This is a genomic window from Nocardia wallacei, assembly GCF_029868745.1.
Taxonomy (GTDB): domain Bacteria; phylum Actinomycetota; class Actinomycetes; order Mycobacteriales; family Mycobacteriaceae; genus Nocardia; species Nocardia wallacei_B.
The window spans coordinates 15,477-30,764 of sequence record NZ_JARWOP010000071.1; the positions used below are offsets into that span (position 1 = coordinate 15,477).

Here is a 15,288-nt window from a genome sequence, read left to right on the forward strand (position 1 = left end):
GGCGCACCTCCTATCCGGACGTCGGTGTCCGTCGTGGGATTCACAGGTCGACCACCAGTTCGTCCCCGGCGGCGCGCGAGACGCAGACCAGCATCCGGTCGCGCCGGGCCTGGTCGGTGAGGGTGTGATCGCGATGGTCGACGGCTCCGGCCAGCACTCGCACCTCGCAGGTGCCGCAGTAGCCCTGCCGACACGAATACGCGACGTCGGGAAGCTCGCGGTGGATCGCGGTCAGCGCGGTCTCGTCGGCCCCGACGCGGATCGTCTTGCCGCTGTGCGCCAGCCGCAAGTCGAACTCCTTGCCGTCGACCACCGGCGGCGCGGAGAACCGCTCGGTGTGCAGGGAGCCGGTCGGATTCAGGTCGAACAGGCAGCGCTGGGCTGCGGCGAGCATCGGCGGCGGCCCGCAGACATACACGGCCGCACCGGGTTTCGCGAGAGAGATCAGGGCGGGGACGTCGGGCGGCCCGCATTCGTCGTCGGGCCGGACGTCCGCGCCGGGCAGTTCGTCCAGGAACGGCATCGTCTCGCGGGAGCGCCCGGTGTACACCAGATGTCCGCGCGCCTTCGCGGCCTTGACCATCGGCAGGATCGGCGTGATGCCGATTCCCCCGGCGATGAACAGATACGACGGCGCGTCCACGAGGGCGAAGGCGTTGCGGGGACCGCGAACACGCACGCGGTCACCGACTTTCAGCACCTCGTGCACCTCACGGGAACCACCGCCGCCGGGGATCAGGCGCACCGCGATCCGGTACCGGAACCGGTCGGCGGGATCGCCGCACAGCGAATACTGCCGCTGCCGCCCGGACGGGAGGAACAGATCGAGGTGCGCACCGGGCCGCCAAGTCGGCAGCGGCGACCCGTCGGGCGACCGCAACTCGAGGCTCACCACATCGGTGGCGCGCCGCTCGACCGCCCCCACGGCCAGCTCGATGTCGAAACCACTGCGGCGCACCGGGTTCGGCCGCGACAGCAGTGGCGCGGTGGGTCCGCTGACGAACATCCGCTTGTAGAGGTCCATGACCCCGCCGAGGATCCGCAGGCTCGGTGACGGCTCGGCCGCCAGCACGGTGTGCATCAGTGACTCGCCGCCCGGGCCGCCGGAGACTGCGCCAGGTACCGTAGCGCCTTGTCCATCGAGCCGAGCTGGGACGGATGGAATCCGGGGCGCAGGTAGCGCGGGAGTTCGGTGAGAAACACCGTCCAGCTGGGGATGACGCCACGCCGCGTGGCATTGAGGAATTGCAGCCCCCAGAACCGTCCCTTGTCCGCCGACGGATCCTTGCGGTACAGATAGCCCGCCGAGACGACGAACAGCGGCAGCAGGGTCACGCCGGCGAGGACGGCGGTCCGCGCCCGGCGCGCGTAGCTGCCGTCGAGGTGCATGAACGCGTCGTAGACGACGCTGCGGTGCTCCACTTCCTCCGCGCCGTGCCAGCGGACCAGATCCAGCATCGCCGGATGCATGCCCTTGGCCTCGAGAATGTCGGCGTTGAGCAGCCATTCGCCGAGCACCGCCGTGTAGTGCTCCATGCCGGCGAACAGCCCGAGGCGTTCCTTCAACCACTCCTGCTCGGCGCGGCCGGTGAGACCGTGGCCGCCCAGCAGGCGGTCCACGAGCCAGGAGATCTTGTCGATGTAGGAGTCGACGTCCAGGCCGATGGACTGCAGATGCTTGCGCGCGGCCTCATGGCTGCCGGCGTGCATGGTTTCCTGGCCGACGAAACCGCGCACCGCCTCGCGCAGCCGCTCGTCCTCGATCTGCGGCAGCGCCTCGCTGAGCGCTTCGGCCATGGCCCGCTCGCCCTCCGGAAGGACCAGATGCATGACGTTGACGATGTGGGTGGCCAGCACCTCGCCCGGAATGTAATGCATCGGCACCGAGTCGAAGTCGAAGTGAACGTCTCGCGCGTTGATCGCGTGTGCTTCATCGCGGTAGCGATGCTCCGCCGGGCCGACCTGTACAACCATGCCCAGACCGTACATCGCAACAAAATCCATTGCAATGTTGCGGCAACAAATCGGACTGATTTGTTGCAGGAGGCGGCGTGCCTGCTACCGTTGAAGCCGTGGCCACCGCATCGAAACCCTCGCTGAGCCGCGTCGATGCCGTGGACGAGAGCGAGACTCGGATCCTGGATGCGGCGCTGATCCAATTCCAGAAGGTCGGTGTCAAGAAGACGACGATCGAGGATGTCGCCCGCCAGGCGGGCGTGGACCGCGTGACGGTCTATCGCAGGATGGGCTCGCGCGACGATCTGGTCCAAGCGGTCATCAATCGCGAAGTCGCCGCGGTACTCACCGAACTCGCGGAGATTCCCGAGCGGCACGACGACATCTCGGATCTGGTCGCCGATGTCTTCGTCACCGTGGTCACGCGCTGGCGCACCAACCCGCTCGTGGAGCGCATGCTGGCCGTCGAGCCCGAGCGCGTCGTCATGAAACTCACCGTCGACGGCGCCACCACCTTCGCCATGTGCGTCTCCGCCACGGCCGCGGCACTGGACGCGGCAGTCCAGCGCGGCCTGCTCGAGCCCTCACCGGACCTCATGACCCGCGCCGAGATAGTCTGCCGCATCGTCCATTCCATGGTCCTCGCCCCCGAAGGCGTAGCCCACCTATCCACCGACGCCGACCTGTCGACCTTCGCCCGCACATACCTGACCCCGATCATCACCGGCCGTTAGTACCGCGCCGCTGATGGCGCGAAATGTCTTGCCGGAACAGCGATTCGGTGTCCGATCCGGATCATTGCCCGCGCGGCCTGCCCAGGGAAAACGGAAACCCGGCCCGAAGGTAGTCCGGACCGGGTGGAGGAGTAGAGCCGCATCAGATCGGGGAGCCGGCGGCGCTGTGCTCGGCCGGGTACCGAAGTTGCGGGTGGGCGTCAGTGGTGGTTGGCGTGGATGCGGGCCAGGGCCTCGCGGACCTTGGTGAGGCGCTGCGGGTCGGAGACGCGGAACTCGAAGTGCACGGTGTCCTTGGGTGCGCCGATCAGCGCTACGGAATCGCGATCCGTGGCACGAGTAGCGCGGGGTAGAGCAGTCATGCCTACAGTGTGCACCGAACGGCTATTTCCTGGCAATGTGTGTTGCGGCGCTTTTTCGCTGTGATACCAATTCGAAATGCTCGGAGAGGCAGTCTCTTACGCCGGGGCGACGGCTCACGGGCGGAAATCGGGGGCCGTCGCCAGCTAACTCGAGCGTGTAATTCGTGCTCGCGCGGCTGTTCTGGAAGTGCGTCCAAGAGCCCGAAAAACGGGCTGCGAGCGGCGGAAATGCCACGGGCAGCGGGGAATCGGAGGGCGCGGGCGCGAACGGCCGGACCGGCGGCGTCAATCCGGAACGGAGGCGGTGAGTCCGCTTGCGGCCGCGCCCGATCCGTCACCCCTCGGCGCTCACCAGTTCCCGCTTGCGGGCCTCCCGCGCCAGCGCCCGGTCACGCTGCTCCTCGAACCGCACGCAGTCCTGCTGGAGCTTGTCGAGGAACGCGCCGAGGTCGTTGCGCACCCGGTCGCCCCGCGCGGTGAAGTCATTGCGGTCGAACACGTTCCACTTCCGCAGCACCGGCAGCAGCACCTCCTCCAGGTGCTGGCGCAGATCGTAGATGCCGTGCTTGGCCATCAGCACGCCGTTGCGCCGCCAATCGGGCATGCCGGCGCCGGGCATCTGGAAGTGCTGCACGATGTCGTTGATCGCCTCGATCGCTTGGTCGGGCGCCAGATCCAGGGCGGCGCCGCACATGTTGCGGTAGAAGATCATGTGCAGGTTCTCGTCGGCGGCGATGCGCTGCAACATGCGGTCGGCGACGGGATCGTCGCACACCCGGCCGGTGTTGCGGTGCGAGACGCGAGTGGCCAGTTCCTGGAAGGTCACGTACGCCACCGAGTGCAGTAACCCGGTGTCGGCGAGCATTTCGTCGGTGACCCGGCCGCTCTCCCGGAGCAGCTTCATGGCGTTGTAGCCGTTCGTCATGTGGATCATCCGGGCCTGTTCGAGCGCGACCGGGTCCACGCCGCGGGTGACCACCAGATAGTCGCGGATCACGATGCCGTGACGATTTTCCTCGGCGGTCCAGCGGCCGACCCAGGTGCCCCAGGCGCCGTCCTGGGAGAAATTCTCGGCGATCTCGCGGTGGTAGGAGGGCAGATTGTCCTCGGTGAGCAGATTGGTGATCATCGCGGCGCGCGCGACCTCGTTCAGCCGTGATTGCCCCGGCTCCCAATCGAGCCCGCCCATCGCCGCGAAATTGCGGCCCTCGTCCCACGGGACGTAGTCGTGCGGGTGCCAGTCCTTCGCCATCGAGAGATGCCGATCGACGTTCTGCTCGGCGACCGGTTCGAGTTCGAGGAGCAGTTCGAGCTGCGTCAGATTCCTCGCCACGGTGATGCCCTTCCTCGCTGTGCGGGTGAGACGTTGCGGATGGAAACCGGTACAGTGCAATTGCGACCGGGTAGCTGTGTGTTCAGCGGCCGAGCCGGTCGGCTTCGCCTCGATAATCTAGACCCGCCTCGGCAGGGCGCTCGAGGCAGGTGTCACTCCCGCTTGTATTCGCCGCAGTGTTGCCCAGAACCGCAGTGTTGCCACCGAAAGTGAGCCGAGAATGACGAGTTCCAGTCGCAGGTACCCCGATGTCGTCGTCACCAGTCTCGCGGCGACCACCTCGATCGCCGGCGACGTCGATTCGACGTGGAAGGGCCTACTCCACGGTGAGAGCGGTATCGACGTCCTCGAGGACGAGTTCATCGAGCAGTTCGAGTTGCCGGTGCGCATCGGCGGGCACCTGAAGGTCAAGCCGGAGCAGGGCCTCACCCGCGAGGAGACCCGCAGGCTGTCCTACGTGGAGCAGATGGCGCTGGTGCTCGGCCGCGAGGCCTGGCGCAACGCCGGGAGTCCGGACGTCGACCGGGAACGGCTCGGGGTGGCGATCGGCACCGGGCTCGGCGGCGCGGAGATGCTGGTCGACGTCAAGAAGAAGATGCACAACGCCGGGTATCGGCGGGTGACGCCGCTGGCCATCCAGATGATCATGCCCAACGGGGCGGCCGCGGTGGTCGGGGTGGAGCTGGGCGCGAAAGCGGGTATCACGACGCCGGTCTCGGCGTGCTCGTCCGGATCCGAGGCGATCGCGAACGCCTGGCGGATGATCGTGATGGACGATGCCGACATGGTCGTCACCGGCGGCGTCGAGGGCTCCATCCAGGCGCTGCCGATCGCGGCGTTCACCATGATGCGGGCCATGAGCACGCGCAACGAGGAACCCAAGCGCGCCTCCCGGCCGTTCGACGCCGACCGCGACGGCTTCGTCTTCGGTGAGGCGGGCGCGATGATGGTGATCGAGACCGAGGAGCACGCCCGAGCACGCGGCGCCACCATCCACGCGCGCCTGATGGGCGCCGGCATCACCTCCGACGCGTTCCATCTGGTGGCGCCGGATCTGGAGGGCAAGGGCGCGGCGCGGGCCATCACCCGCGCGCTGGAAACCGCGGGCCTGTCGAAAACCGATGTGACACATGTGAATGCGCATGCGACCGCCACCCCGATCGGCGACACCGCCGAGGCGAAGGCGATCAACGCGTCCATCGGCAATCACGCCTCGGTCTACGCGCCGAAATCCGCGCTCGGCCACTCGATCGGGGCGGTCGGGGCGCTGGAGGCGGTGCTCACCGTGTTGTCGATCCGCGACGGCGTCGTCCCGCCCACACTCAATCTGGACAAGCTCGATCCGGAGATCGATCTCGATGTCGTGAGCGGGCAGGCGCGGTCGGGCCGCATCGATTACGCGGTGAAGAACTCGTTCGGATTCGGCGGGCACAACGTGTCCCTGGCTTTCGGACGATACTGAACGGCCCCGGCCGGAGCGCCTGCTAATCTGCGCGTGCTTCGGTGTCGATCTGTGTGTTCGGTCATCGCACGACCTCGGGTACGTGCGTGAAAAAGGATAGGGAATGATCGGCGAGACCTTCGATGACTATCTGGACGAGCAAGGCAACATCAAGATCCTGGGCGACGCGACCCTGATCGATTTCGTCGACAAGCACAGCGCGGCGAACGGGGACGAGCTGGCCTACCGCTACATCGACTATTCACGCGAGCGCGACGGTGAGTATCACGAACTCACCTGGCGGCAGTTCGGCGTGCGATTGCGGGCGGTGGCCGCGCGGCTGCAACAGGTGACGCGGCCGCGTGACCGCGTGGCGATCCTGGCGCCCCAGGGGCTGGACTACGTGGTCGGCATGTTCGCCGCCGTGTACGCGGGCAATATCGCTGTGCCGCTGTTCGATCCGGACGAGCCGGGGCACACCGATCGCTTGCACGCGGTGCTCGGGGACTGCGAGCCGACGGCGATCCTCACGGCGAGTTCGGCGGCGGCCGGGGTGCGGGAATTCTTCCGCGCGCTGCCGCCCGCGCAGCGCCCCCGCATCATCGCCGTGGACGCAATCCCCGACAGTGTCGGCGCGAGCTGGTCCGAGCCCGAGATCAATATCGACAGTGTGGCCTATCTGCAGTACACCTCCGGGTCCACCCGGACCCCGGCCGGTGTCGAGATCACCCACCGCGCGGTCGGCACGAATCTGCTGCAGATGATCGACGCGCTGGGCATCGAGGAGGACACGCGCGGCGTCACGTGGCTGCCGCTGTTCCACGACATGGGCCTGCTGTGCGTGATCCTGCCCGCCATCGGCGGCAAGTTCATCACCATTATGTCGCCGAGCGCGTTCGTGCGTCGGCCCTACCGGTGGATCAAGGAGTTGGCCGCGCACTCCGACGGCGCCGGAACCTATGCCGCCGCACCGAATTTCGCGTTCGAGCACGCCGCGGTGCGCGGGCGTCCGAAGGCCGGGGAAGACCTGGACCTGTCGAACGTGATCGGGTTGATCAACGGCAGCGAGCCGGTCTCGGTGTCGTCGATGCAGAAGTTCAACGACGCGTTCGCGCCCTACGGCCTGCCGAAGACGGCGATCAAACCCTGCTACGGGATGGCGGAGGCGACGCTGTTCGTCTCGGCGACCAAGCGGGACGACCAGGCGAAGGTGGTCTACGTCGACCGCGGCGAACTCAACGCGGGGCGCATGGTCGAGGTGGATCCCGACGCGGAAGACGCTGTGGCGCAAGTGTCCTGCGGCCACGTGGCCCGCTCGCAGTGGGCGGTCATCGTCGATCCGGAGACGGGGGCCGAGCGGCCCGACGGCGAGGTCGGCGAGATCTGGCTGCACGGTGAGAACATGGGCATCGGCTATTGGGGACGGCGGGAGGAGACCGCGGCCACCTTCGGCAACCGGCTTACCGACCGGCAGGCCCGTAGCCACGCGGAAGGCGCCGCGCCGGATGCGAAATGGATGCGCACCGGTGATTTCGGCGTCTATCACGACGACGAGCTGTACATCACCGGCCGGGTCAAGGACCTGGTGATCGTCGACGGCCGCAATCACTACCCGCAGGATCTGGAGCTGTCGGCGCAGGAGTCGTCGGGCGCGCTGCGGCCCGGGTTCGTGGCGGCATTCTCGGTGGGCGCCAACGAGGTACCCGGCTCGGTGCTCGAAGGGGCTTCGGGCACCGAGCATTTGGTGATCGTCGCCGAAAGGGGCAGTGGGGCGGCCAAACTCGATCCCGAGCCGATCGCCGAGACGGTCCGCGGCGCCATCGCCAAACGGCACGGGGTGACCGTGCGGGACCTCCTGCTGGTGCCTGCGGGCTCGATTCCGCGCACCTCCAGCGGCAAGATCGCCCGCCGGGCCTGCAAGGCTGCCTACTTGACGGGGACGCTGCGCGGCGGTTACCGCCAGCAGGCGTTCCCGGACGCGAGCGACGACTGAGGGCCGTGCGGTAGCGTGCCCCCTCATGACCTCGGGGACTAGCCCATTCCTGGCCGCGCTGACCGATTTCGAACGCACGGTGCGGGCCGACGACGTCCGGGCGACCAGGGCCGCTCACGAGGCGCTGGCGCGGGCCCTGGACACCGTGACGCCGGAGGAGTTGGCGGTGGCCGGTCCGCGGCTGGCGGCCGTACTCGACGCCGTGCCGCTGGGCGGGCAGGCGAATATCGCGGTCCTGATCGGCGCGTGCGTGGACAACGGGGCCGACGCGACCGTCTGCGGCCCGCCGGTGCTCACCCATCTGATCGTGAACCTCGGCTACGCCAAGGGTTTCGCGCGGGCCTGGCTGGACCGGGTGGGCGGCGAACTGCCCGACCCCGACGGCGAGCTGCCGGAGGAACTGCTCGATATGGGCGCGGTGGAGGTCGTGCTGTCGTGGTGGACGCTCGACGGGTGGGTCCGGGCGGGCGTGGATTTCCTGCGGCGTCCGGAGATCCGGCGCGGACTCGACCGGGAAACCCTCGACCACCTCGGCACGCTGCACACCGATCTCGCCGAACTCACCGGCCGCCGGTACGACGAACTCGCCGCCGCGCTGGCCGGAACGGCGGACGCGGCCCCACCGGCGGCCGGCGACTAGCTCAACCCTCGGGATAGAAGAGGAACAGCGTGCAGCCCTCGGTCGTCTGCGGCACGTGGGACGAACCGGCGGGGGCGTGGATGAACGACCCCGCCGGGTAGTCGCGGAATCCGTCGTTGAAAGTGCCCGCGACCACGTACACCTCCTCGGGGCCGGGCTGGTGCACGTCGATGCCCGACCAGGAGGCGCCCGGGTCCATCTGCAGTACGAACGCCTTCGCGCCGTTGCTCCCGGACCACAGCGGGTGCAGCCGAATGCCGGGGAACAGCTCGCGCGCGGGCGCGTTCGCGACGGAATTCCACTCGTAGCCAGGGTGTTCGGTAATCGCCATGTCAGCAGCAACCAGGTCGCTTGCTGGCTTTATTCCAACATAGTCGGGTCTGTCGTGACTGGCGCGGAGCGGTTCAGAGGCGCTCGATGACGGTGGCGTTGGCCAGCCCGCCGGCCTCGCACATGGTCATCAGGCCGTAGCGGCCGCCGGTCTGTTCGAGGTGGTTGACGAGGGTGGCGAGGATGCGGGTGCCCGACGCGCCCAGCGGATGGCCCAGCGCGATGGCGCCGCCGCGCGGGTTCAGCCGGGCGGGGTCCGCGCCGAGTTCGTGCGCCCACAGCAGCGGCACCGGGGCGAACGCCTCGTTCACCTCGTAGGCGTCGATGTCGTCGATCGACAAACCGCCGCGCGCCAGCACCTTTCGGGTCGCGGGCACGACGGCGGTGAGCATCAGCAGCGGATCGTCGCCGGTCACCGCGAAGGAGTGGAACCGGGCCCGCGGGCGCAGCCCGAGCCGGTTCGCCTTCTCCTCGCTCATGATCAGCGCCGCCGAGGCGCCGTCGGTCAGCGGCGACGAATTGCCCGGCGTGATGGACCATTCGATCTCCGGGAAGCGCGCCTGGTACTCGTCGTCGGCGAAGGCGGGCCGCAGCCCGGCCAGCTTCTCGACCGTGGTCGAGGGCCGGATGGTCTCGTCGGCGGTCAGCTCACCGGCCGCGACGAGTTCGCTCGCGAAGCCGCCGGATGCCGCGGCCTCGGCGGCCAGCCGGTGGGAGCGGGCGGCGAATTCGTCCAGCGTGGTCCGGTCCAGCTTCCAGCGCGCCGCGATCAGCTCCGCCGAAATGCCCTGTTGCACAAGACCGTATCGGTATCGGTGGGCGATCGGTCCGCGGTTGGCGTCGGCGTCCTGCGCGTTGGAGAACATCGGCACCCGGCTCATCGACTCCACGCCGCAGGCGATCGCGATGTCGTAGGCGCCGGCGATGACGCCCTGGGCGGCGAAATGCGCGGCCTGCTGGCTGGACCCGCACTGCCGGTCGACCGTGGTTGCCGGAACCGACTCCGGGAACCCGGCCGCCAGCACCGCGGTCCGGCCGATGTTGAACGCCTGTTCGCCACTCTGCGTGACGCAGCCGGTGACCACGTCGTCGACCAGCGCCGGATCCAGGTCGTTGCGCGACACCAGCTCACCCAGCACGCCGGCCAGCAGCGTCGCCGGGTGTACCTGCGACAAGCCGCCCCCGGCCTTGCCCTTGCCGGACGGGGTCCGGACCACGTCGACGATCACAGCCGAGGTCATAGCCACTCCGATCATTCGCGAGAGATACTCCATTAAGTTAACACGGATTCTCATTGTGAAAACGCGTCGCGGGGGAGTGCCGCCGCGGCGCGGCAGGTGTCCGCCCGCTGTCCGCCCATCCGGTCACCGGCCGAAGGCAATCTGTGGCAGACTCGCCACGGTAGATGCGGCCGCTCGACGACCGTGTGTGGAAGGTGATGCGGGAGTTGAGGTTGCGATGGAGTTGAGCGCCATCGAGCAGCAGGTATCCGACGACAGACGGACCGCCGCCGCCGAGCGATCACCCGAGGCCGAGCTGCGTTTGGCCACCTCACTGTGCGAACTGGCACGGGCCTTCCTGGCCACCAAGGAGCAGGGCGCGGGCCGCGATCGCGCACCGGCCGCGCTGGAGCCGGCCCAGGAGGCCGTGCTGATCCGCTTGCGCTGGCTGGCCAACGGGCATGTGAGCGCGCAGTTCGCCGGGCAGGTGCAGGAGGCGCTGCGACTGTTCGAGCAGGCCGCGCGCACCATCGGGCACCGCGAGCTGGCCACCTCGACCATCCGCCAGGCCTGCGACGCCTACCACCACGTGGCCCAGCGCTATCCGATGGCGGCCGGAGTGTGCGCCGACGGATTGTCCAAGTGTGGCGTCTGGCTGTGCCGCTTGGATCCCGAGTCCGCCGTCGCCGCCAGCTCCGAGGCCGTGCGCATTCGCGCCGGACTCTTCGCCACCGAACCGGATTCCGCCGGGCGTTACCTGGCCAGCCTGAACATGTTGTTGCGCACCTTGATGATCGGCCGGCCGCGCAAGCAGGCGCTGGCGATGTATCGCGAGCGCTACTCCGCGTGGACCACCCAGGCGATGGCGACCCGCTTGCGGGAAATCCGCATCGAAGACGTGGATTTCACCAGCAAGACCCGGGCCGCGCTGGTCAAGCTGGAATGCCCGACGCTGGAGCGGGCCGGTTATCTGACCCAGCAGCAGATCTTGTACCAGACCTCCGGAGATCTGACCACGATCGAGGAGATCAACTGGAAGCTCGGCCTGGTCGGTCTGAAACCGCTGGCGGCCGGCGCGCTGGCCGACCCGCCGTCGAAGCCGGTGGAGATCGGCAGTTCCTTCGGCGCGCTGAGTGTGCGCTGCGCCGCGCCCGACGCGCTGCTGCAGGTGCGCGCGGCGGTGGTCGCGGCCTACGAGGCCGACGGCGCCTTCCCGGCCGACAGCGCGGTGTTCCAGGGCGTGCACGAAACCCATTGGCACATCCCCGATCCCGAACTCAACCTGGCCGAGCGCCTCGGTGACGACGTGGTGCTCGTCGAACGCTCCGGCGGCAGCTGGATCTCGGTGATGAGCTTGCACTGGGAACTCACGCCGGTCGGCAGACACCCGCTGGCGCAGCGGCTTTCGCAGCGCTGGCCCGTCATCGCGGTGAACACCACCGAGAACATGTCCTACGAGTTGTGCTGGTACGTAGACGGTGTCGCCACCCAGTACGCCGCGCTCGGCCGCCCCGCCGGGCAGCCGCCGACCGAAGAACCGCTCGCGCCATTGGATTTCGCGGCGCTCGCCGATTACGGCGCCGACTACGCCTCCGAGACCCAGGTCCGTTCGGCATTCGGCAACAGCCCGATGTTCGCCAAGCTGACCCACCTGCCGGTCAGTGGCATCCGGCAGGCCGGGCAGTCCCGCCCGCTGGCCGACTACGGCGACCAGGTCCTGTTCTTCCAGCAGGGCCGGGACTGATCACCCGGCCGCCGCGACTAACCTCGAAGCCATGCGGCTTCACGTGGGTTGTGCGCAGTGGACGCACTCGGCCTGGGCGGATCGGCAGCCGAATCCGCGGGAGCGGCTGCGGTCCTACGCGCAGTGGTGCAACGCGGTGGAGGGCAACACCACTTTCTATGCGACGCCCGCGCCGAACACGGTCCGATCGTGGGCGGCGCAGACCGACCCGGAGTTCCGCTTCGTTCCGAAGTTGCCGAAACCCGTTACCCACGAACGCCGGATGTCCGGCGCCGACGACCCGTTGCGCGAATTCCTCACGGCGATAGAGCCACTGGGGCCGCGCGTCCACGCGCTCTGGGTGCAGCTACCGGCCTCCTTCGGCCCCGGCGAACTCGGCGCGCTGGCCGGGCTGCTGCGCGAGCTGCCCGAGCGGTACCGCTACGCGGTCGAGGTGCGCCACCGCGCCTTCTTCGAAGAGGAGCGATCCGCGCGGCAACTCGAGCATGTGCTCGAACGCGCCGGGGCCGAATGGCTGCCCTTCGACACCACCACCTTGTTCGCCGCCCGGCCGACGAGTCCCGGTGAGCGCGAGGCGTGGTCGAAGAAACCCCGCCTGCCGCGCCGCACGCACGCCCTCACCGACCACCCGATCGTGCGCTACCACGGCCGTGACGACAGCGCCGCCACCATCGCGGGCTGGCGCCCCTGGCTGGAAATCGTCACCGGCTGGCTGCGGGAGGGCCGCTCTCCGACGGTCTTCGTCCACACCCCCGACAACGCCGAATCAATGATGCTGGCCCGTCGCTTCCACGCGGAGGTCCGGGAGCGCGTGCCGGGTCTGGAACCGTTACCGGAGCCCGCGCCCACCGCGCCCATGACGCTGTTCTGACCGGTTCCGCGGTTCGGCGGTAACCGGGCAAACGGCTTGCGATGCCCGGTGCGGTGCTATGTATAGTTGGCGCGGGCAACTCGTTTTACGGGCTAAACACGTCTGCTGGTGTGGGAGAAGGGGTTCCCCCGCGGCCGTCGCCGAGTCACCGCGCGCGGTCCGTTACCGGCAGCGCCATGTTTGCCGTGCTCCACCGGATCGACTGCAGTAGCGAAAACTCATTCACGATCGGCCGAACCGAATCAGGGCTTGAACATGACCAATGCGGGCGCGTCGCTGTCGCACCGGCAGATTCTCACCATCATGTCCGGCTTGCTGCTGGGATTGTTCCTGGCGGCGCTGGATCAGAACATCGTGACGGTGGCGATCGTGCGGATCGCCAACAGCCTGCACGGTTTCGATCAGCAGGCGTGGGCGACGACGGCGTATCTGATCACGGCCACGATCAGCACCCCGCTGTACGGCAAGCTGGCCGACATCTACGGCCGGAAGCCGTTCTATCTGATCGCGATCGGCCTGTTCGTCATCGGCTCGGCGGCGTGCACCTTCGCCACGTCCATGTATCAGCTCGCCGGGTTCCGCGCGTTCCAGGGTCTCGGTGCGGGTGGCCTGATGTCGTTGGCGTTCACCATCATCGGCGATATCGTGCCGCCGCGTCAGCAGGTGCGTTATCAGGGCTATTTCATGATGGTGTTCGGTACCTCGACGGTGCTGGGTCCGGTGCTGGGCGGATTCTTCTCCGATTACGAGCACCTGTGGGGTCTCGAGGGCTGGCGCTGGGTGTTCCTGGTGAATGTGCCGGTCGGGGTGCTCGCGCTCCTGGTGGTGGCGAAGGTGCTCAATGTGCCGCACGAGCGGCAGCGTCATCGTGTCGACTGGTTCGGCGCGATCGCCCTGGCCATCTGCGTGGTGCCGCTGCTGCTCGTGGCCGAGCAGGGCCGTGCCTGGGGCTGGCAGTCGGATCGGGCGCTGCTGTGCTACGGGCTCGGCGCGGCGGGGCTGGTGCTGTTCCTGATCGTCGAGGCCCTGATGAAGGATGCCGCGCTGATTCCGTTGCGGCTGTTCCGGAGTTCGACGTTCTCGATCACGATTCTCGGCGGGTTCATCGTCGGCATCGCCATGTTCGGGGCGATCTCCATGGTGCCGCTGTATCTCCAGGTGGTGCGGGAGTATTCGCCGACCAGGTCGGGGTTGATGATGCTGCCGCTGGTGCTGGGCATCATGGTCGGCTCGTCGGTCGCCGGCGCGGTCACGAAGGCCACCGGCCGGTACAAGATCCTGCCCGTGCTGGGCACCTTCGTCATCGCCGTCGGCGCGGTGCTGTTCGCGCAGGTGAAATTCGACAGTCCGCTGTGGCAGCCGCTGGCCTACAGCGCGGTGATCGGCGTCGGGCTGGGCGGCTGTATGCAGACCCTGATCATCGCCGCGCAGGCCGCCGGTCCGAAGACCGACATGGGCGTATCCACGGCCGCGGCGACGTTCTTCCGGCAGATGGGCGGCACGCTCGGCGTCACGGTGTTCCTGACCATCCTGTTCAACCTGCTGCCGCGGCGGATCATGGACGCCTTCGGCGGGCAGCTGCCGCCCGGCTTCGACACCGGCGCGCTCACCGAATTGCAAAGCAACACAGCAGGTATCGGCGCGTTGCCCGCGGAGGTGAAGGCGCCGATCCTCACCGGCTTCACCGATTCGCTCGCCGGGGTGTTCTATGTGGGCGCGGCGGTGTCGCTACTCGCCTGCGTGGTGCTGATGTTCATGAAAGAGATTCCGCTGCAGGATCCTTCGGAAACGGTCGTGGGTCCCGGGGTGCTCGCCGAAACCGATGGCGGCGCGGCGTTCTCGGCGTCCGGTACCGCGACGGCGGTGCTGCTGTCGGCCGAATACGGTGAGGGCGAAGGACATTCGCTCGACGGCCGGGTCCAGCGCGAGGACGGCCACTCGATCGCGGCGGCCGCGCTGACGCTGATCGACCAACGCGGGCATCAGGTTTCGCGCGCCACCGGCGGGCCGGACGGTGGCTACCGGATCGAGGCGCCGGGAGCGGGCGGATACGTGCTGATCGTGTCGGCCACCGGGTACCAGCCGGCCGCGGTCAACGTCACCGTGGGGGAGTGGCCGCAGGCGCTGGACATCACGTTGCTGGGCACCGGGGAGGTGTCCGGAGTGGTCCGCGCGACCGGTCGCGGCGAACCGCTGCCCGGGGTGACCGTCACGCTGACCGACGCGGGCGGCGAGGTCGTCGGGTCGGCCGTCACCGACGGCAACGGCCGGTACGTGTGCCGCGGCGTGGTTCCGGGCGCCTACACGCTGGTCGCTGTCACCGACCACAGGCGGCCCACCGCAACGACTTTGACCGTGCCCGACAGCGGGCTGCTGCGTCACGACGTCGAACTCGGATCGACCGGTGCGCTGGCCGGTCTGGCGTGGGCCGACGGGCACGCCGTGCCGGACGCGCAGGTCCTGGTGCTCGACGGCCGCGGCAATCCGGTGGCCTCGGCGCGCACCGACACCGACGGCCAGTACGTGGTGAGCGATCTGCCGCAGGGCGAGTACACGGTGGTGGCCCGTGGCTACCCACCCGCGACCAGCCGCGTGGTGGTCGACGGTGGCGAACTCACCCACGATGTGCGACTGAGCTACGAGGAACCTGCCGATCTGCCCTGA

Annotated in this window: 13 protein-coding genes; 7 read left to right on the forward strand and 6 right to left on the reverse strand. The window is 68.5% G+C overall.

Annotated features, from left to right (window positions below):
- Window positions 1-40: 40 nt before the first annotated feature.
- Entirely contained in the window at window positions 41-1,081 is a 1,041-nt protein-coding gene (locus QH470_RS04485) for a PDR/VanB family oxidoreductase (protein ID WP_425302601.1), read from the reverse strand.
- The gene (locus tag QH470_RS04490; protein WP_280270973.1) at window positions 1,081-1,974 is read right to left on the reverse strand and encodes a metal-dependent hydrolase; all 894 of its coding nucleotides are present in this window, start codon (window positions 1,972-1,974) and stop codon (window positions 1,081-1,083) included. The genes QH470_RS04485 and QH470_RS04490 overlap by 1 nt, the downstream gene beginning before the upstream one ends.
- A gap of 77 nt (window positions 1,975-2,051) precedes the next feature.
- Here QH470_RS04490 and QH470_RS04495 point away from each other — a divergent pair, with 77 nt between their 5' ends.
- Complete coding sequence (locus QH470_RS04495; RefSeq protein ID WP_280270974.1) at window positions 2,052-2,690, forward strand: TetR/AcrR family transcriptional regulator; 639 nt, start codon at window positions 2,052-2,054, stop codon at window positions 2,688-2,690.
- 200 nt (window positions 2,691-2,890) lie between these two features.
- Here the strand turns inward: QH470_RS04495 and QH470_RS04500 are convergent, their stop codons facing one another.
- Together QH470_RS04500 and QH470_RS04505 are read right to left on the reverse strand one after the other, a co-directional pair.
- Window positions 2,891-3,052 (reverse strand): hypothetical protein, encoded by a 162-nt coding sequence (locus QH470_RS04500; RefSeq protein WP_280270975.1) that lies wholly within the window; start codon window positions 3,050-3,052, stop codon window positions 2,891-2,893.
- A 334-nt stretch (window positions 3,053-3,386) separates the two neighbouring features.
- Window positions 3,387-4,385 carry an acyl-ACP desaturase gene (locus QH470_RS04505; protein WP_280270976.1) on the reverse strand — a complete coding sequence of 333 codons (999 nt, stop codon included), beginning with the start codon at window positions 4,383-4,385 and terminating at the stop codon, window positions 3,387-3,389.
- A 220-nt stretch (window positions 4,386-4,605) separates the two neighbouring features.
- Between QH470_RS04505 and QH470_RS04510 the strand changes: the two genes are divergently transcribed.
- From QH470_RS04510 to QH470_RS04520, 3 genes are all read left to right on the forward strand, one after another.
- On the forward strand, window positions 4,606-5,847 hold the full coding sequence (locus tag QH470_RS04510; protein ID WP_280270977.1) for a KasA/KasB family beta-ketoacyl-ACP synthase: 1,242 nt from the start codon (window positions 4,606-4,608) through the stop codon (window positions 5,845-5,847).
- A 103-nt stretch (window positions 5,848-5,950) separates the two neighbouring features.
- The gene (fadD32, locus tag QH470_RS04515) at window positions 5,951-7,819 is read left to right on the forward strand and encodes a long-chain-fatty-acid--AMP ligase FadD32 (RefSeq protein WP_425302602.1); all 1,869 of its coding nucleotides are present in this window, start codon (window positions 5,951-5,953) and stop codon (window positions 7,817-7,819) included.
- Between the two features lie 25 nt (window positions 7,820-7,844).
- Window positions 7,845-8,459 (forward strand): hypothetical protein, encoded by a 615-nt coding sequence (locus QH470_RS04520; protein ID WP_280270978.1) that lies wholly within the window; start codon window positions 7,845-7,847, stop codon window positions 8,457-8,459.
- A 1-nt stretch (window position 8,460) separates the two neighbouring features.
- Here QH470_RS04520 and QH470_RS04525 read toward each other — a convergent pair whose 3' ends face one another.
- The gene (locus QH470_RS04525; protein WP_280270979.1) at window positions 8,461-8,790 is read right to left on the reverse strand and encodes a cupin domain-containing protein; all 330 of its coding nucleotides are present in this window, start codon (window positions 8,788-8,790) and stop codon (window positions 8,461-8,463) included.
- A 73-nt stretch (window positions 8,791-8,863) separates the two neighbouring features.
- Window positions 8,864-10,030: a thiolase family protein gene (locus QH470_RS04530; protein WP_280270980.1), complete on the reverse strand. Its 1,167-nt coding sequence runs from the start codon at window positions 10,028-10,030 to the stop codon at window positions 8,864-8,866.
- 217 nt (window positions 10,031-10,247) lie between these two features.
- On the opposite strand from QH470_RS04530, the gene QH470_RS04535 reads away from it, so the two are divergent.
- The 3 genes from QH470_RS04535 (at window position 10,248) to QH470_RS04545 (ending at window position 15,288) form a co-directional block, all read left to right on the forward strand.
- Window positions 10,248-11,753, forward strand: coding sequence for a hypothetical protein (locus tag QH470_RS04535; protein ID WP_280270981.1), 1,506 nt, complete (start codon window positions 10,248-10,250; stop codon window positions 11,751-11,753).
- Between the two features lie 31 nt (window positions 11,754-11,784).
- Complete coding sequence (locus tag QH470_RS04540) at window positions 11,785-12,624, forward strand: DUF72 domain-containing protein (protein ID WP_280270982.1); 840 nt, start codon at window positions 11,785-11,787, stop codon at window positions 12,622-12,624.
- Between the two features lie 255 nt (window positions 12,625-12,879).
- Window positions 12,880-15,288, forward strand: coding sequence for an MFS transporter (locus QH470_RS04545; RefSeq protein ID WP_280270983.1), 2,409 nt, complete (start codon window positions 12,880-12,882; stop codon window positions 15,286-15,288).